Origin of the sequence: Saccharothrix sp. CCNWYY140 (genome assembly GCF_037401995.1) — a bacterium.
Lineage (GTDB): Bacteria > Actinomycetota > Actinomycetes > Mycobacteriales > Pseudonocardiaceae > Actinosynnema.
Genome location: NZ_JBBEGC010000027.1, coordinates 1 through 20462, shown reverse-complemented (window position 1 = coordinate 20462; position 20462 = coordinate 1). Strand labels below are relative to the sequence as shown.

Here is a 20462-nt window from a genome sequence, read left to right as displayed (position 1 = left end):
CATGACCACCTCAAGGGAAGACCGCATCTCCGCGCTGCCCGCCCACCTTCGCGACAAGCTGCGCCAACGGCTCGCCGGCCGAACGGTGTCCGCCGACGTGATCCCGGCCGCGCCGGGTGACGGCCCGTTCCCGCTGTCGGCGGGTCAGCAGCGGCTGTGGTTTCTACACCAGATGCAGCCGACCGAGTACAACACCGCGTTGGCGCTGCGGTTGCGCGGTGCGTTGGACGTGCCCCGGCTGACCGCCGCGCTGCGGGAGCTGGTGCGGCGGCACGAGTCGCTGCGCACGACGTTCACCGAGGTCGACGGCGAGCCGGCGCAGGTCGTGCGGGACGTGGTCCTGGACGTGCCGGTGCTCGACGCCGACGACCTCGACGCTGTGCTGCGGGCCGAGGTGGAACGGCCGTTCGACCTGGCCACCGGGCCGCTGTTCCGGGCTGTGCTGTACCGGCACGCCGGTGACCACGTGCTGCTGCTGACCTCGCACCACATCGTCGTGGACGGCTGGTCGCTGGGCGTGCTGGCCGAGGAGCTGGGCGCGCTGTACCGGGGCGAGCCGTTGCCGCCCGTTGCCCTGCGGTACGCCGATTACGCGGTGTGGCAGCGGAACCGGCCGCTGGACCTGGGGTATTGGCGCGAGCGGCTGGCCGGGGTGGAACCGCTGGAGCTGCCGACCGACCGGCCGCGTCCGGCGGAGCGCACGTCGGCGGGTGCGACGCACGAGTTCACCGTGCCGCCGCTGCTGTCGGCGCGGTTGGCGGAACTGGCCCGCGCGCACGAGACGACCCTGTTCACCGTGCTGCTGACGGCGTGCCAGGCGTTGCTGGCCCGCTACACCGGTCAGGACGACATCGCGGTCGGGACCGTGACCACCGGCCGCAACCGGCCGGAACTCCAGCGCCTGGTGGGGTTCTTCGTCGGCACGGTCGTGCTGCGGTCCACTGTGGACAGCTCGCGGTCGTTCGCCTCGCTGTTGGCGGAGACCCGGACCGGGGTGCTGGACGCGTTCGCGCACGACGACGCCCCCTTCGACAAGGTCGTGGAGGCGCTGGGCGTCCCGCGCGACCCGAGCCGCACGCCGCTGTTCGACGTGATGGTGGTGATGCAGAACGCCGGTGCCGCGCTGCCCGCACTCCCCGGGCTGGAGGTCACCGAGCACCCGATGACCCGGCGGCACGCGAACTTCGACCTGAGCGTGGACTTCACCGAGACCGGCGAGGGCGTGCACGGCCTGGTCGAGTACAGCACCGACCTGTTCGACGCCGAGACGGTCGCGCGGCTGTGCCGCCACCTGCTGATCCTGCTGGCCCGGGTGGTCGCCGAGCCGGACCGGCCGCTGGCCGAGGTGCCGCTGCTGCTCGGGGACGAGCCGTCGCCGCACGGGCCGGCGGTTCCGGTCCCGTCGACGACGTTCCCGGCGCTGTTCGAGGCGCAGGTGGCGCGCACTCCCGACGCGACCGCGCTGGTGTCCGGCCCGGACCGGCTGACCTACGCGGAGCTGGACGCCCGCGCGAACCGCCTGGCGCACCGGCTGCTGGCCGATGGCGTGCGGTCGGAGCAGGTGGTCGCGCTGTCGCTGCCACGCGGGGTGGACGCTGTGGTCGCGGTGCTGGCCGTGCTCAAGGTCGGCGCGGTGTACCTGCCGGTAGACCCGACGCTGCCCGAGCACCGCAAGGCGCACCTGGTCACGGACTCGGGTGCCGTGCGGGTGCTCGACGGCCTCCCCGACACCGCCGGGATGCCCGACACCCCGCCGGACGTGCGGGTACGGCCGGATCAGGCCGCTTACGTCATCTACACCTCCGGCTCCACGGGCACGCCCAAGGGTGTCGTGGTGGAACACCGGAACCTCGTGCACCTGCTGCACAGCCACCGCAACGGCTTCGCCGCCGAGCACCTGAAGGTCGCGCTGTCGGCGGTGTTCTCGTTCGACACGTCGTGGGAAGGCCTGGTGCTGCTGGCCGACGGCCACGAGGTGCACGTCATCACCGACGAGGTCCGCCTCGAACCCGCCGAGTTCGTCCAGTACGTCCGCGAGCACCGCCTGGACCTGGTCGACGCCGGCCCGCCGTTCGCGCGGCAACTCCTCGACGCCGGCCTCCTGGACACCGACCACCACACCCCGAAGATCCTCACCCTCGGCGGCGAGGCGCTGGGTGCGGCGCTGTGGCGGGAACTGGCAGCAGCCCCCGTGCAGGCTTACAACTTCTACGGGCCGACCGAGACCACGGTCGACGCCGTGTCCGCGCCCGTGGTCGGCGACCGGCCCCTCATCGGCCGTCCCCTGCACAACATCACCGCCTACGTGCTGGACGCGAACCTCCAGCCGCAGCCGGTCGGAGTGCCCGGCGAGCTGTTCATCGCCGGACCCCAGGTCGCGCGCGGCTACCTCGACCGGCCCGGCTTGACCGCTTCGCGGTTCCTGGCCGATCCCTTCGGCGAGCCCGGCTCCCGCATGTACCGGACCGGCGACCGGGTGCGGTGGGTCGGTGACCAGCTGGAATACCTGGGCCGCGCGGACGACCAGGTGAAGGTGCGGGGCTACCGCATCGAGCCCGGCGAGGTGGAGGCGGCGCTGCTGTCGCACCCGGACGTCCGGGAGGCCGCCGTGGTGGCGCGCGCCGACCAGGGGCGCACCCGCCTGGTCGCCTACGTGGTGGCCGAGGCGCCGACCGACCTGCGCGACCACCTCAAGCGGCTGCTGCCCGACTACCAGATCCCGGCGGCGTTCGTGGAGCTGGACCGCATCCCGTTGACGCCCAACGGCAAGCTGGACAAGGCCGCCCTGCCCGCGCCCGAGGTGCGCGCCGGTGGCGAGCTGGTCGAGCCGCGCACGGCGGCGGAGGCGGAGCTGGCCCGGATCTGGGCGGACGTGCTGGGCGCGGCGCGGGTCGGTGTGCACGACAACTTCTTCACCTTGGGCGGAGACTCGATCCTGTCCATCCGCGTGGTGTCGCTGGCCCGGCAGGCCGGGCTGCGGCTGACCTCGCGGGACGTGTTCCGGCACCAGACGATCGCCGAGCTGGCGCTCGTCGCCGCCGACGCGGAGGAGGTCGTGCCGGAGCGGGTCTTCACCGGTCCCGCGCCGCTGACGCCGATCCAGCGGTGGTTCTTCGCCGAGCACGGGCCGTTGGAGCACTTCACCATGTCGCTGCTGGTGGAGCTGGACCCGGCGGTGGACCCGGAGGCAATGGGTGCCGCTGTGCGTGCGGTGGTGGCTCACCACGACGCTCTGCGGCTGCGGTTCCGCCGTGCGGACGCGGGGTGGGTGCAGGAGGTCGCGCCGACCGAGGTTGACGTGTTCACGATCGGTTCGGACGCGTCGGACGTCTCGGGCGTCTCGGCGGAGGCGTTCGAGGCACGGCGGTCGCTGGACCTTTCGCGCGGTCCGTTGCTGCGGGCCGTGTTCTTCCCCGGTGACCAGCCCTCGCTGCTGCTCGTCGTGCACCACCTGGTGGTCGACGGCGTGTCGTGGCGGATCTTGTTGGAGGACCTGGAGAAGGCGTACCGGGGCGAGGCGCTCGACCCGGTGGGCACGTCGTTCACCGACTGGGCGCACCGGTTGGACGAGCACGTGCGGCAGGGCGCGTTGGAGGACGCCCGGGAGTACTGGCGGTCGCTGCCCGCGTCGGAGGCGCTGCCGGTGGACCTGCCGGGGGCCAACACCGTCTCCTCGACGCGGTCGGTGTCGGTGCGGCTGGACCGGGAGACCACGGACGCCTTGCTGCACGATGTGCCGCCCGTGTACCGGACGCAGGTCAACGACGTGCTGTTGAGCGCGCTCGGGCGGGCGTTGGCGGAGTGGACCGGGCGGTCGACGGTGAGCGTCGCCTTGGAGGGGCACGGGCGCGAGGAGCTGTTCGACGCCGACATCGCGCGCACGGTCGGCTGGTTCACCACGCAGTTCCCGGTGGTGTTGGAGACCTCCGAGGACTGGGGCCGGACGCTCAAGACCGTCAAGGAGGCCCTGCGGGCGGTGCCGCACCGGGGGTTGAGCTACGAGGCCCTGGGGCTGAGTGGGCTGCCGGAGGTCTCGTTCAACTACCACGGCCGGTTCGACGTCGGCGGTGGCGAGCTGTTCCGGGCGCGGCGGGAGTTGGCCGACGACGAGGTGGACCCGTCGCTGACCCGGACGCACCTGCTGGACGTGACCGGGCTGGTCGAGAACGGGTCGTTGGAGCTGCGCTGGGACTACTCGGCGAACGTGCATTCCGAGGAGACCGTGCGCGGGTTGGCCGCGCGGGTGGTGGAGGCGCTGCGGGAGATCGTGGCGCACTGCAAGGACTCCTGGGGCCGGACGCCGTCCGACTTCCCGTTGGCGCACTTGACGCAGGAGCAGGTGGACCGCATCGCGGGGCCGGATGTCGAGGACATCTACCGGCTGACGCCTTTGCAGGCGGGCATGGTCTTCCACAGCCTCGTGGAGCCCGGCGCGTACGTGGACCGCGTGCGGTTGGTGCTCGATGGCGTGACGGATGCCGCGGCGCTGCGGGAGGCGTGGCAGCGGGTGGTGGACCGGACGCCGGTCTTGCGCACGTCGATCGTGTGGGAGGGGCTCGACGAGCCCGTGCAGGTGGTGCACCGGTCGGTGGAGCTGCCTTCGTCGGGCGAGATCACGCTCGACGCGGCGCCGCTGCTGCGGGTGGCGGTCACGCCGTTGGACGGGGACCGGGTCGAGGTCGTGTGGAGTTCGCACCACGTCGTGTTGGACGGGTGGAGCACCGGTCAGGTGTTCGCGGAGGTCCTGGAGCACTACCGCGCCATCACCACCGGTTCCACCGCACAGGTGCCGAGCCGCCGCCCGTTCCGCGACTACCTGGGTTGGCTGTCCGACCAGCCCGACACCGAGCCGTACTGGCGGCAAGCTCTATCCGATGTGGACGGTCCCACTCCCCTCCCCTACGACCGCCCACCAACTGAGGCACACCGCGCGGAGTCCACGGCCCACGTGCGGGTTGCGGTGGACGTCGGTGACGCTCCGCAACACTTGGGCTTGACCGTGAACACCGTCGTGCAGGGCGCGTGGGCGCTGCTGCTGTCACGGGTATCCGGCGAGCGGGACGTGGTGTTCGGCAACACCGTCTCCGGGCGCCCTGCCGAGCTGCCGGGCGTCGAGGACATGGTCGGCATGCTCATCAACACCGTCCCGACGAAGGTAGCCGTAGACACGACGTCACCGGCCGCTGCTTGGTTGCGCGACCTCCAGTCGGCCCAGGGCGAGTCCCGCCGCTACGACCACACGTCGTTGGCGGACATCCAGTCCTGGCTAGGCACCCGCCTGTTCGACACCGTGGTCGTCTTCGAGAACTACCCCTTCGACCAGTCGGGCACCGGCCCCCGGGTGGCCGAGGTCGACACCACCGACAACACCACCCTCCCCCTAACCCTCACCGCCCACGGCTCAACCCACCTGACCCTGGACCTGGCCTACGACCCCACCCTCTTCACCCCCTCCACTGCCACCCGCCTGGCCGCTTGGCTGCGCGACCTGGTCACGGCCTTGGTCACCCAGCCGGACACGCGCCTCGGCGAGCTGCCCTGGCTGACCCCGGAAGACGAGCAGCGGGTCCTAACCGACTGGAACGCCACCACCCTCCCCACCCAAGGCACCCTCTACCCGACCATCTTCGCCGCCCAAGCAAAAGCCACCCCCAACGAAACCGCCCTGATCTTCCACCCCACCCCCACCGACCGCGCCACGCCAGCCGCCAGCGCCCCCGCAGCACGTCCCGCTACCACCCGCGCGGCCGACGCGACCCACCCCGCCAGCGCGACCGGCGACCTCGGCACGTCCGACCCCACCGGCGTGACCGTCCAGCCGCGGGGTGGCGGCGGTGGGGTGGTGTTGACGTTTGCCGAGTTGGATGTCGCCGCCAATCGGGTCGCGCACCATCTCCTCGCCGCGGGGGTCGGCGCGGAGGACGTGGTCGCGGTGCGGATGGCGCGGTCCGCCGAGGTGGTTGTCGCGCTGTTGGGTGTTCTCAAGGCCGGGGCCGTCTACCTGCCGATCGACCCCACCCTGCCCGAGGACCGGATCGAGCTGTTGCTCGCCGACGCCCGGCCCAAGGTCGTGCTCGACTGCCTGCCCCCCGCGTTCCTCACTTACGGGACGCGCGAGTCGGGAGTTGGTCGCGGATCCTGCATGTCGCCTGATCGGGTGAAACTGTCCGACGGGTCGTCGAGCCTGGCCGCCGAGCCGGACCCGGACGTCGCGCCGGAACCGAACGTGCCGCCGAGCTGGGACTTGCCGCCGGACGTGGAGGTCCGGCCCGAGCAGGCGGCCTACATCATCTACACCTCCGGCTCCACCGGCAAGCCGAAGGGCGTGGTTGTGGAGCACCGGCAGTTGGCCAACCTCTTCGAGGCCAACCGGCGTGTGCTGATGAGCGACGAGCGCACGAGCTTCGCCCTCACCGCGACCTTCTCCTTCGACACCTCCTGGGAAGGCCTCCTCTTCCTCGCCGCCGGCCACGAGCTGCACGTGATCGACGACGAACTGCGCCTGGACCCCGACCGCCTGGTCTCCTACGTCCGCGAGCACCGCATCGGCACGGTGGACCTCACCCCCTCCTACGCCCACCGCCTGGTCGCCGCCGGCCTCCTCGACTCCGGCCTCCACCAGCTCATGCTGGGCGGCGAAGCCGTCGACGCCGCGCTCTGGCGCAGGATCGCCGACTCGCCCGTTCGCGGTTTCAACTTCTACGGCCCCACGGAAACCGCGGTCGACGCGTCCTCCACCGAGATCACCGGCGACCGGCCCCTCATCGGCCGTCCGCTCCACAACGCCAAGGCCTACGTGCTCGACGACGACCTGCGCCCCGTACCACCCGGCGTGCCGGGCGAGCTGTTCGTCGGCGGCGCCCAGGTCGGGCGCGGCTACCTCGACAAACCCGGCCTGACCGCCCAGCGGTTCCTGCCCGACCCCTTCGGCGAGCAACCCGGCCGGATGTACCGGACGGGTGACCGGGTCCGCTGGCTCGACAACGGCACCCTCGACTACCTCGGCCGCGCCGACGACCAGGTGAAGCTGCGCGGCTTCCGGATCGAGCCGGGTGAAGTCGCGGCGGCGTTGCGGGCCGTGCCGGGGGTGCGGGACGCGAAGGTGGTGGTCAAGGACGACAAGCTCGTCGGGTACGTCACCGGCACGCCCGACGTCGAACCGCGCGCCCACCTCGCCAAGACCCTGCCGGACTACATGGTCCCTTCGGCGATCGTCACCCTCGACGCCTTCCCCCTGTCCCCCAGCGGGAAGCTCGACCACAAGGCCCTGCCCGCGCCGGAGTTCACGGGCGGGTTCGCCGAGCCGCGCACGCCTGCCGAACGCACGATCGCCGCGATCTGGGCGGACGTGCTCAAGCTCGACCGGGTCGGCGCGGACGACAACTTCTTCGCGCTCGGCGGTGACTCGATCCTCAGCATCGGCGTCACCTCGCGGCTGCGGGAGGCGTTCGGCGTGCAGCTGTCCCCCCGTGCCGTCTTCCAGCACCCCACGGTGTCCGGCCTCGCGACCGCGATCGCCGGGATGAGTGCGGTGGACGCCATCCCGGTGATCCCGCGTGGTGGCGTCCACCCCCAGTCCCCCGCCCAGCGGCGGCTCTGGTTCCTGGACCGCTTCGAACCCGGCGGCACGGAGTACGTCACCCCGACGCCCCTCCGGTTGCGCGGCCCGCTCGACCTCGACGCCCTGCGCCGCGCGCTCAACGGCCTGGTCCGCCGCCACGAGTCGCTGCGCACCACGTTCGACGACGGGGTCCAGGTCGTCCGCGAGCCGTTCGACCTGCCCCTCGCCGTCGAGCACGGGAACTGGGAGGACGTGCTGCGCGAGGAGGTCGAGACCCCGTTCGACCTGCGGGAAGGCCCGCTGGTCCGGGCGCGGCTGGTCCGGGTGGCCGACGACGACCACGTGTTCGTCCTGACCCTGCACCACATCGTGACCGACGCCTGGTCCACCGGCGTGCTGGCCCGCGACCTCGCCGCCCTCTACGCGGACGACGACCTGCCCCCGCTGCCGGTCCAGTACGTGGACTACGCGGCCTGGCACGCCGACCCGCCCGCCGACCACTGGGCGGACGTCCTCAAGGGCGTGCCACCGCTGGAACTGCCCACCGACCGGCCCCGCCCGGCGGTCCGCACCGGCCGGGGCGCGGCGCACGCGTTCACCGTCCCGGCCGAGGTCGGCACCGCCATCCGCAAGCTGGCACAAAGGCACGGCGACACCCTGTTCACCACGCTCCTGGCGGCCTGCAAGGCGTTGCTGGCCCGCTACACCGGCCAGGACGACATCGCCGTGGGCACCGCCGTGTCCGGTCGCGGCCGGGCCGAGCTGGACGACGTAGTGGGCCTGTTCGTCAACACGGTCGTCCTGCGGTCCACTGTGGACACGAGCTGGAGCTTCGCCGAGCTGCTCTCCCGCGTCCGCGCGACCGTGGCGGACGGGTTCGCCCACCAGGACGTCCCGTTCGAGCGGGTGGTCGAGGCGGTGCGCCCGGAGCGCGACCCGAGCCGCAACACCCTGTTCGACGTGATGGTGCTGGTGCAGAACGCCGGGACCGACCTGCCCGAGCTGCCCGGCCTGGAGGTCGAGGAGCTGACCGTGCCGTCCGTGGCGGCCACCTGCGACCTGACCTTCGAGTTCGGCGAGACCGGCGGCGACCTGCTGGGCGCGGTGGAGTACAGCACCGACCTGTTCGACCCCGCCACGGTCGAGCGCCTGTGCCGGCACCTGGTCGCGCTGTTGGCCGCCGTCGCCGCCGACCCGGACCGCCCGCTGGACGCGATCGCCCTGGGCGACGCGCCCTCCCCGCACGGCCGGCCGCTGGACGTCCCGGACACCACCTTCCCGGCGCTGTTCGAGGCGCAGGCCACGAAGACCCCCGACCGGCTCGCCGTGGTCTGCGGAGACGTCCGGCTGACCTACGCCGAGCTGGACGCCCGCGCGAACCGGCTGGCCCACCACCTGATCGGGCGCGGAGCCGGGCCGGAGCGGACCGTCGCCGTGGCGCTGCCCCGGTCGGCCGACGTGATCACGGCGATCCTGGCCGTGCACAAGGCGGGCGCGGTGTACCTGCCCATCGACCGCGGCCTGCCCGCCGAGCGCGTGGACCTGCTGGTGCGCGACGCCAAACCGGTAGTGGTCCTGGACACCTGGCCCGACCTGGCGGCCTGCCCGGACACCCGCCCGGACGTGCGGCTGCGGCCCGACCACGCGGCCTACGTCATCTACACCTCCGGGTCCACCGGCACGCCCAAGGGTGTCGTGGTGGAGCACCGGCAGCTGGTCAACCTGCTCTTCAACCACCGCAACGACTTCGCCGCCGAGTCCCTCAAGGCCGCCCTGTCCGCGGTGTTCTCCTTCGACACCTCGCTGGAAGGCCTGGTGCTGCTGGCCGACGGCCACGAACTGCACGTGCTCACCGACGACGTCCGGCTGGAGCCGGCGGCGCTGGTGTCCTACGTGCGCGAGCACCGGATCGACTTCCTCGACCTGACCCCGTCCTACGTCCAGCAACTCCTGCCCGCCGGCCTGCTCGACGGCGAGCACCGGCCGCGCGTGCTCATGCTGGGCGGCGAAGCCCTCGGCACAGCCCTGTGGCGGGAGCTGGCGGCGGCCGACACCCGTGCCTACAACTTCTACGGACCCACGGAGACCACGGTCGACGCCGTCTCGACCGAGGTCACCGGCGACCGGCCGGTCATCGGGCGCCCCCTGCACAACCTCACCGCCCATGTATTGGACGAAAACCTCAACCCCCAACCCGAGGGCGTCCCCGGCGAGCTGTTCATCGCCGGCCCGCAGGTCGCGCGCGGCTACCTCGACCGACCCGGCCTGACCGCTTCGCGGTTCCTGGCCGACCCGTTCGGCGAGCCCGGCTCCCGCATGTACCGGACCGGCGACCGCGTCCGCTGGATCGGTGACCAGCTGGAATACCTGGGCCGCACGGACGACCAGGTCAAGGTGCGGGGCTACCGCATCGAGCCCGGCGAGGTGGAGACCGCGTTGCTGGCCCACCCGGACGTGCGGCAGGCCGTGGTCGTCGCTCGCGAGCACCAAGGCCACCAGCGGCTGGTCGGGTACGTCGTGGGCACGGCGACCGACCTCGGCCCGTGGCTCAAGCAGCGGCTGCCCGAGCACATGGTGCCCTCGGCGTTCGTCACCCTGGACGAGATCCCGCTGACCGCGAGCGGCAAGGTGGACCGCCGCGCCCTGCCCGCGCCCACGTTCACCGACGCCGGGTACGTCGAGCCGCGCACCCCGGTCGAGGCTGAGCTGGCCCGGATCTGGGCCGAGGTCCTCGGGGTCGAGCGGGTCGGCGCGCGGGACAACTTCTTCGGGCTGGGCGGCGACTCCATCCTGAGCATGCAGGTGGTGTCGCGAGCGCGGCAGACCGGGCTGCGGTTGACGTCCAAGGACGTGTTCCTGCGGCAAACGGTCGCCGACCTGGCCTTGGCGGTCACCACGACCGACACCGCCCGCGAGGTCGAAACGTTCACCGGTCCCGCCCCGCTCACGCCCATCCAGCGCTGGTTCTTCGCCGAGCACGGGCCGTTGGCGCACTTCACGATGTCGATGCTCACCGAGTGGGGCGACGACGTGGTCGTGCCCCGCCTGCGCGACGCCCTGAACGCCGTGGTGGCGCACCACCCCGCCCTGCGGACCCGGTTCGTCGAGGTGGACGGCGAATGGCGGCAGGAGGTCGGCGACCCGCACGACGTCCTGCACCTCGCGTCCACTGTGGACTACGAGGCCGAGGCGATGAACGCCCGCCAGAGCCTCGACCTGCGGAGGGGTCCGCTGTTCCGGGCCGTGCTGTTCCCGGACGGCCGGCTGTTCCTTACCGCGCACCACCTCGTGGTGGACGCCGTCTCCTGGCGGGTGATCCTCGACGACCTCCGCACCGCCTACGACGGCGGCCGGCTGGAGCCGCAGAGCCTGCCGTTCACCGACTGGGCCCACCGCCTCGACGCCCACGTCCGCGCGGGCGCCCTGGACGACGCCGTCCCGTACTGGCAGGCCATGCCGACCGAGGAACCCGTGCCCACTGCCGCCGGCAGCGCGCGGAACGTCGTCGTGCGCCTGGGCCGCGACGAGACCGACGCCCTGCTGCACCAGGTGCCCGAGGCGTACCGGACGCAGGTCAACGACGTGCTGCTGACCGCGTTGGCGGCGGCGTTCGCGGGCCGGGTGCTGGTGGCGCTGGAGGGCCACGGTCGCGAGGAGCTGTTCCCCGACGCCGACCTCTCCCGCACGGTCGGCTGGTTCACCGCCCAGTTCCCGGTGGCGCTGGACCTGCCCGCCGACTGGGGCGACGCGCTCAAGGCTGTCAAGGAGCAGCTGCGGGCCGTGCCGCACAAGGGGTTGAGCTACGAGGCCCTGAAGTACGCGGGCAAGCTCAGCGGCCCGCTGCCCCGGGTCTCCTTCAACTACCTGGGCCGGTTCGACGAGGACACCGTCGACGTCGAGCACGGCCGCGAGGTGCCCGACGACGTGGCCCGCCCCCACCTCCTGGACATCACCGCAGCCGTGACCGGCGGCGAACTGGTGCTGGACTGGGAGTACTCGACGGAGGTCGACACCGAGGGAGGCGTCCGCGCGCTGGCCGACCGGATGCTGGACGCCCTGCGCGAGATCGTGGCGCACTGCGCGGACGCCTGGGGCCGGACGCCCTCGGACTTCCCGCTCGCCCGACTGACCCAGGAGCAGGTGGACCGGGTCGTGACCCCGGACGTCGAGGACGTCTACCCGCTGACGCCGTTGCAGACCGGCATGTTGTTCCACAGCCTGGTGGACGACGGCTCGGCCTACTTCAACCAGCTCCGCGTCCGACTGTCCGGTGTGGACTCCCCCCGGAGGCTCGCCGAGGCCTGGCAACGGGTCGTGGACCGCACCCCCGTGCTGCGGACCAGCGTGGTGTGGGAGGGCGTGGATGAGCCGGTGCAGGTCGTGCACCGCGATGTCGTCGTGCCGGTGGAGTTCGCGCCGGTGACCGACGAGCTGGTGGCCCGGGACGCCGAAGCCGGCCTCGACCTCACCCGTGCCCCGCTGATGCGGCTGGTGATCGGGCGGGTGTCCGACACCGAGGTCGACGTGCTGTGGACCTCGCACCACCTGCTGCTGGACGGGTGGAGCACGTCCCAGGTGTTCGGCGAGGTGCTCGCCGAGTACGTCGGTGACGCGCCGACCGCGCGGCGGCCGTTCCGCGACTACCTGGAGTGGCTGGGCGAGCAGGACCACGCGGCGGCCGAGGAGCACTGGCGGGCCGTCGTCGCGGGCCGCACCGCCCCCACCCCCCTGCCCTACGATCGCGCGCCCGCCGACGCGCACCGCGCCGAGTCCTCCGCCCAGGTGGTGCTGGGCCTGCCGGTCGACCGGCTCGACGCGGTCGCCCGCGCGCACGGCCTCACGGTGAACACGCTGGTCCAGGGCGCGTGGGCGCTGCTGCTGGCCCGGACCTCGGGTGAGCGGGACGTGGTGTTCGGCACCACCGTGTCCGGGCGGCCGGCGGAGCTGCCGGGCGTGGAGGACATGGTCGGCATGTTCATCAACACCGTGCCGACCCGCGTGTCCGTGGACCCGCTGGAGGAGACCGTGCCGTGGCTGCGGCGCCTCCAGGACGCGCAGATCGAGTCGCGGCGGCACGACTTCGTGTCGCTGGCGCAGGTGCAGGCGCTGGCCGGCGGGCGGCTGTTCGACAGCCTGCTGGCGTTCGAGAACTACCCCGTGCAGGCCCCGTCCGGTGACGCGCCGGCGGTCGGCGAGGTGGACGGGCTGGACACGACGACGTTCCCGCTGACCGTGCGGGCACACGCGGACTCGTCGCTGCACGTCGAGCTGACCTACGACCCGCGCCTGTTCGACGCGGCCACCGTCGAGGTCCTGGGCGCCCGGCTGTCCCGGCTGCTCGACGCGCTGGGCGCCGACCCGGCCCGCCGGATCGGCGAGCTGCCGTGGCTGTCGGAGGACGAGCGGCACCAGGTCCTGGTGGCGTGGAACGGCACGGAGCACAGCGCGCCCACCACGACCATCCCGGAGGTGTTCGCCGCGCAGGCCGCACGCACGCCCGACGCCGTGGCGGTGACGTTCGACGGGTCGTCCCTGACCTACCGCGAGCTGGACGAACGCGCGAACCGGTTGGCGCACCACCTGATCGCCGAGGGCGCGGGACCGGAGCAGTTCGTGGCGCTGCTGCTGCCCCGGTCGCTGGAGCTGGTCGTCGCCGTGCTCGGCGTGCTCAAGGCGGGCGCGGCCTACGTGCCGATCGACCCCGCCTACCCGGCCGAGCGCATCGCGGGCATGGTCGAGGACGCACGCCCGGTGGCCGTGCTCGACCGGGTGCCGGACCTGTCCTCCTACCCGACCCGGGCGCCGAAGACCGCGCTACGGCCGGAGAACCCGGCGTACGTGATCTACACGTCCGGCTCGACCGGCAAGCCCAAGGGCGTGATCATCCCGCACGGCAACGTGATCCGACTGTTCACCGCCACCGACCACTGGTTCCGGTTCGACCACACCGACGTCTGGACCCTGTTCCACAGCTACGCCTTCGACTTCTCCGTCTGGGAACTCTGGGGACCGCTCCTGCACGGCGGCCGTCTCGTCGTCGTGCCCCACGAGACCTCCCGGTCGCCGCGCGACTTCGCCCGGCTGATCGAGCAAGAAGGCGTGACGGTGCTCAACCAGACGCCGTCGGCGTTCTACCAGCTCATCCCCGAGCAGCCCGACGCCCGGTACGTCATCTTCGGCGGCGAGGCCCTGGACCTGCGCAAGGTCTCGGACTGGCAGGGCACCGGCGAGCTGATCAACATGTACGGCATCACCGAGACCACGGTCCACGTCACCTACACGGAGGCGGACGGCACGGTCGGCGTCCCGATCCCCGACCTGCGCGTCTACGTGCTGGACGAGGACCTCCAGCCCGTGCCGCCCGGGGTGGTCGGCGAGATGTACGTCGCCGGACCGGGCCTGGCCCGCGGCTACCTCGACCGACCCGGCCTGACCGCGTCGAGGTTCGTGGCCAACCCGTTCGGCGAGCCCGGCTCGCGCATGTACCGGTCCGGTGATCTGGCCCGCTGGGTGGACGGCAAGCTGGACTACCTGGGTCGCGCCGACCAGCAGGTCAAGGTGCGCGGGTTCCGGGTCGAGCCCGGCGAGGTCGAGGCGGTGCTCGCCGGGTACCCAGGGGTGCGGCAGGTCGCCGTGGTGGCGCGGGAGGACCGGCTGGTGGCCTACCTGGTCGCCGACGAGCCGATCCCGGCCGCCGCGCTGCGCGAGCACGCCGCCCGGTCGCTGCCCGATCACATGGTGCCGGCGGCGTACGTGGCGCTGGACCGGTTGCCGCTGAACAACAACGGCAAGCTGGACCGGGCCGCGCTGCCCGCGCCGGATCGGGACGCGACCGTCGCCGACGACTACGTCAAGCCGCGCACCGACACCGAACGGCTGGTCGCGGGCATCTGGGCGGACGTGCTGGGCCTGGCGCGGGTCGGCGCGGAGGACGACTTCTTCGCGCTGGGCGGCGACTCCATCAGCAGCATCCGGGTGGCGGCGCGGCTGCGCGAGCGGTTCGACGTCTCGCCGCGCGCCCTGTTCGACCACGCCACGGTGGCCGGCCTCGCGGCGGCGCTGTCCGGTGACGCCCTCACGCCCATCCCCCGGGCCACCGCGATCCCGCTGCCTGACTCCACGCCGGCCGACTCCACGCCGGCCGGTGCCGAGCGGGCCGGTGCCGAGCGGGTCGGTGGCTTCCCGCTGTCGTTCGCCCAGCAGCGGCTGTGGTTCCTCGACCAGTTCTCCCCCGGCGGCACCGAGTACGTGACACCGCTGGCCGTGCGGCTGCGCGGTGAGCTGGACGTCGAACGCCTGCGGCGCGCGCTGACCGCCCTGGTGGCGCGGCACGAGTCGCTGCGCACGACGTTCCCGGCGGTGGACGGCCTGCCGGTGCAGGTGGTTCACCCGCCGCACGCGGTCGAGCTGCCGCTGCTGGACGAACTGCCCGAGGTGGAGCCGTTCGATCTGGGCGCAGGCCCGCTGTTCCGGCCGGCGCTGGTCCGGGTCGCGCCCGACGAGCACGTTCTCGCCCTGACCCTGCACCACATCATCACCGACGGGTGGTCCGGCGGGGTGCTGGTGTCCGACCTGGCCGCGCTCTACCAGGGCGAACAGCTGCCGGACCTGCCGGTGCGGTACGTGGACTTCGCGGCCTGGCAGCGCGAGCAGCCGCTGGACGCCCAGCTGGACCACTGGCGCGAGCAGCTGCGCGGTGTGCCCGCGCTGGAGCTGCCCACCGACCGGCCCCGGCCGCCGGTGCAGACCACGGCGGGCGCGCAGGTGGAGTTCGCGGTGCCGCGCGAGATCGCCGACCGGCTCCGGGCGATCGCCCGCCGGCACGACTGCACCCTGTTCATGGCGCTGGTGGCAGCCTGCCAGGTGCTGTTCCACCGCTGGTCGGGCCAGCAGGACTTCGCGCTGGGCACGGTCGCGGCCGGGCGGGAGCGGCCGGAACTGGAGCGGGTGGCCGGGTTCTTCGTCAACACCCTCGCCCTGCGGGCGCACGTCGAGCCCCGGGAGGCCTTCCCCGACCTGCTGGGCCGGGTGCGGGAGACCGTGCTGGCCGCGTTCGCCCACCAGGACGTGCCGTTCGAGCGGGTCGTCGACGCCGTGCAGCCCGACCGCGACACCAGCCGCACGCCGATCTTCCAGGCGGTGGTGGCGTTGCAGAACGCGCCGCGCCCCACCGGGTTCGCCGGCCTGGAGGCCACCGACGTGGGCCGGCCGGTGACCTCGACCGGGTTCGACGTGACGGTGGAGTTCACCGAGGAGGACGGCGGCGCGCTGAGCGGGTCGGTCGAGTACAACACCGACCTGTTCGACCCCTCCACCGTCGAGCGGCTCGCCGGGCACCTGGTGACCCTGCTCGACGACCTCACCGACGATCGTCCACTGTGGACGCTTCCGCTGCCCGGCGACGAGCGCCGGAGCCTCGCGGAGTTCGGCGACGGCAGCCCGGCGAGCCCGTTCGTGCCGTTCGCCGGCCTGGTCGAGGCGCAGGTCGCCCGCACGCCCGACGCCCTGGCCCTGACCGGTGCGACGGACCTGACCTACGCCGAGCTGAACGCGGCGGCCAACCGGCTGGCGCACCACCTCATCGCGGCCGGGGCGGGGCCGGAGTCCGTCGTCGCCGTGCGGCTGCCCCGGTCGGCGGAGCTGGTCGTGGCGGAGCTGGCGGTGCTCAAGGCGGGCGCGGCGTTCCTGCCGGTGGACCCGGAGTACCCGGCCGAGCGGATCGCGTTCATGCTCTCCGACGCCCGGCCGCTGCTGGTGCTGGACGGTCCGGTCGACGTGTCCGGCCACCCCGACCACGACCCCGGGGTGGAGGTGCGGCCGGAGCACCCGGCGTACGTGATCTACACCTCCGGCTCGACCGGGCGGCCCAAGGGTGTCGTGGTGACGCACGCGGGCATCTCGACGTTCTCGGCGGCCGAGATCGCGCACCTGGACGTGCGGCCCGGCGACCGGGTGCTGGAGTTCTCCTCGCCCAGCTTCGACGCCTCCGTGCTGGAGCTGTGCATGGCGCTCCCGGCGGGTGCGGCGCTGGTCGTGCCGCCGCCGGGTCCGCTGCTGGGCGACCAGCTCGCGGACGTCATCGACGAGTTCGGCGTGACCCACGCCCTGATCCCGCCGGTCGCGCTGGCGACCGTGCCGGACCGGCCGCTGCCGACGTTCCGGTCGCTGGTGGTCGGCGGCGACGCGTGCTCGGCCGACCTGGTCGCGCGATGGGCGCCGGGCCGGCGAATGGTCAACGCCTACGGCCCCACCGAGTCCACCGTCGTCACCAGTTGGAGCGGACCGCTGGAGCCGGGCGGGCTGCCGCCGATCGGTCGGCCGCTGCCCGGCACGCGGGTCCACGTGCTCGACGCCGAGGGACAGCCGGTGCCGATCGGGGTCCCGGGCGAGCTGTACGTGTCCGGCGTCGGCCTGGCCCGCGGCTACCTGGACCGGCCCGGCCTGACCGCCTCGCGGTTCGTGGCCGACCCGTTCGGCCCGCCCGGGTCGCGGATGTACCGGACCGGGGACGTCGTGCGCTGGAACCGGCGCGGCGAACTGGAGTTCGTCGGGCGCGCGGACGAGCAGGTCAAGATCCGCGGGTTCCGGGTGGAGCTGGGCGAGGTCGAGACGGCGTTGCTGCGGCACCCGGACGTGCGGGAGGCCGTGGTGGTGGCGCGGGCCGACGGGGCCGGGCACAAGCGGCTGGTGGCCTACGTCGTCGGCGCGGTCGAGGAACTGCGGGAGTTCCTGGGCGAGACGCTGCCGGAGTACCTGGTGCCTTCGGTGTTCGTGCCCGTGGCCGAGCTGCCGGTGAGCCCCAACGGGAAGGTGGACCGGGCGCGGCTGCCCGAGCCGGACTTCTCCACCCTGGCCACGGCGGAGTACGTGCCGCCGTCCGGCCCGGTGGAGGAGGCGCTGGTGGCGGTGTGGGCGGACGTCCTGGGCGTGCCGCGGGTGGGCACGGCGGACAACTTCTTCGCGCTGGGCGGCGACTCGATCCTGAGCATGCAGGTGGTGGCGCGCTCCCGGCAGGCCGGGCTGCGGTTCACCACGCGGGACCTGTTCGCCCACCAGGCCATCGCCGCGCTCGCGCCCGTCGTGACGGTCGAGGCGGCGGCCGGTGCGCAGGAGGCGGTGGTCGGCGACGTGCCGCTCACGCCCGTGCAGCACTGGTTCCTGCACTCGGGTCGGCGCAGCCCGCACCACTTCAACCAGTCCCACCTCGTGCGGCTGGACCCGGCGGTGGACGTCGAGCGGCTGCGGTCGGCGCTGGGAGCGTTGCTGGCCCACCACGACGCCCTGCGGATGCGGTACCACCACGACGGCCAGTGGCGGCAGGAGAACGCGCCCATGTCTGACGTGGACGTGCTCACCGTGGTGTCCGATGTGGACGATCGGGAGGCGTACGCGGACACCGTGCACGCGAGCTTCTCCCTGGACACCGGGCCGTTGCTGAAGGCGGTGCTGTTCGCCGGCGACGAGCCGGAGTTGCTGCTGGTGGCCCACCACCTGGTGGTCGACGGAGTGTCGTGGCGGATCCTGCTGGACGACCTGGAGACCGCCTACTCGGGCGGTGACCTGGGCGCCAAGACGACATCGTTCCAGGAATGGGCGCGGCGGCTGTCGGCCCACGTGGCCGAGGGCGGGTTCGACACCGAGATCGACCACTGGAGCACTCCCCTGCCGACGTCGGAACAGCCCCGCGGCCCCGTCGACGTCGTCACCGTCGAGCTGTCGCCCGAGGACACGGAGGCGTTGCTGCGCGGTGCGCCGGTGGCCTACCGGACCCGGGTCAACGACGTGCTGCTGGCCGCGCTGGCGTTCGCTCTGGGGCGGTGGACCGGTGAGTCGCGGGTGGCCGTGGACCTGGAGGGGCACGGCCGTGAGGACTTGTTCGACGGCGTGGACCTGTCCCGCACGGTCGGGTGGTTCACCACCGTGTTCCCGGTGGTGCTGGACGTGCCCGAGGGTGACTGGCGGGCGCGGGTCAAGGCGGTGCGGCGGCAACTGCGGGCCGTGCCGGGCGGTGGCATCGGGTGCGGGGCGCTGCGCCAGCACGGCCGGGTGCCGGAGACGGGGACGCCCGCGGTGGCGTTCAACTACCTCGGCCAGTTCGACGCCGGGTCGGACGAGTCGAGCGGCCTGTACCGGGCGGTGCTGCCCTCCATCGGCCACGAGCACGACCCCTCCGACCCCGCGCACCACCTGGTGGATGTCGTCGGCGAGGCCGGCGACGGGCGGCTGGGTTTCTCCTGGTACTTCCACCCGGAGGTGCACCCGGAGTCCGAGATCCGGGCCGTGGCGGCGGACTTCGCCGAGGCGCTCCGAGCGATCGCCGAGGACTGCCGATGACGACCTCGCTGGCGCGCAACCGGAACTACACGCTGCTGTGGAGCGGGCAGGCGTTCGCCGAGGTCGGCTTCTCGGCGTCGCTGATCGCCTTCCCGCTGCTGGTGCTGGCGGTCACCGGGTCCCCCGCCGCGTCCGGCCTGGTGCTCGCCGTGGACGCGGCGGCCCAACTGCTGGCCGGCCTGCCCGCGGGCGCGCTGGTCGACCGTTGGGACCGGCGGCGGATCATGCTGGCCTGCGAGGCCGCCCAGGCCGTGGCGCTGGGTTCGCTGGTGCTGGCCTTGGTCAACGGCGTGGCCTCGGTGGCCCACATGGCCGCCGTCGCCGCCGTGATGGGCGTGTGCCGGGCGTTGTTCGAGCCCGCGGAGGACGCGTGCCTGCCCCGGCTAGTGCCCGACGAGCAGCTGGCCACCGCGGTGTCCATGAACTCCGCCCGGACGTCCCTCGGTCAGATGGCCGGGACGGCGTTGGGCGGCGCGCTGTTCGCGGTGACCCGGTGGCTGCCGTTCCTGGTGGACCTGCTGACCCACTGCGTGGCCTTCGTGACCTTGCTGTTCCTGCGCGTGCCTCCACGCACCCCGACAGTCAGCGAGACCAACTTCCTCGCTGACATCCGGGCCGGCCTCCGATGGGTGTGGCAAAGGCGCGAGATCCGCGTGACGGCGATGTGCGCGGTGGTGCTCAACTTGTTCTTCGGTGCCTTCTACTTGGTCATGATCGTGCTCGCCCAACACCGTGGCGTATCGCCCGCGGTGATCGGCGTGATGGCCGCGATGCTGGGCGTAGGCGGCGTGATCGGCTCGCTGCTGGCACCCAAGCTGCACCGCGTCCTGGGACCGTACGTGTCCATCGCCGGCGTCTTCTGGGCGGTGACCGCGCTGACACCGGTTTCCCTGCTGGTTGCCGACGGGTACGCGCTGGGTGGGTTGTTCGCCCTGATGATGGTCCTGGCACCCACGGCGAACACGACGATCTCGACCCACCAACTCCTGCTGACCCCCGACGAGCTGCGCGGCCGGCTCAGCGGGGTCTTGGCAGTGGCCGTAGGGCTGGCGGGCGTACTAGGCCCCGTGCTCGGCGGCGTGTTGACGGAATTCCTGGCGCCCACACACGCGGTCGTCGTGTGTGCCGCCGGGATCGCTTTGGTGACCGCGTTCGTGACGGTGAGCCCCACCTTGCGGCGCTACGCTGATCAGGAGGTTGTCTCGTGAGGTCTGACATCGCTTACCAGGTGCTGGTCAACGACGAGGGCCAGTACTCCCTGTGGCCCGCCCACCAGCCCGTCCCGGCGGGATGGGTGGCCGACGGGAAGACCGGCACCTTGGACGAGTGCTCGGCCCACGTGGACTCGGTGTGGACCGACATGCGCCCCCGTTCCCTCCGGGAGGCCATGAACTCCTGACCAAGGCAAACACAATGCCACACGCCGTGCGGCGGCTCACGAAGCCGCCGCACGGCGGCTTTTCACGAAGCTGCCGCACGGCGTGCTTTTCACGAAGCTGCCGCACGGCACACCTCTACCTGGGCTTCTTGCTTGTGTCATCCCCGTATGGCCTGCCCGAAGGGCTAC

The 20462-nt window shown here is 72.7% G+C and carries 3 protein-coding genes; all 3 read left to right on the top strand.

What is annotated here, in order from left to right:
• The first annotated feature begins 1 nt into the window (after nt 1).
• From WBN91_RS15330 to WBN91_RS15320, 3 genes are read left to right on the top strand one after another with little or no spacing between them, the layout of a single operon-like run.
• Nucleotides 2-18895 carry a non-ribosomal peptide synthase/polyketide synthase gene (locus tag WBN91_RS15330; RefSeq protein ID WP_337726731.1) on the top strand — a complete coding sequence of 6298 codons (18894 nt, stop codon included), beginning with the start codon at nt 2-4 and terminating at the stop codon, nt 18893-18895.
• Nucleotides 18892-20103, top strand: a complete 1212-nt coding sequence (locus WBN91_RS15325) for an MFS transporter (protein ID WP_337726732.1) — start codon at nt 18892-18894, stop codon at nt 20101-20103. The genes WBN91_RS15330 and WBN91_RS15325 overlap by 4 nt, the downstream gene beginning before the upstream one ends.
• Nucleotides 20100-20294: an MbtH family protein gene (locus tag WBN91_RS15320; RefSeq protein WP_121219101.1), complete on the top strand. Its 195-nt coding sequence runs from the start codon at nt 20100-20102 to the stop codon at nt 20292-20294. Before WBN91_RS15325 ends, WBN91_RS15320 begins: the two co-directional genes overlap by 4 nt.
• Nucleotides 20295-20462 lie beyond the last annotated feature (168 nt).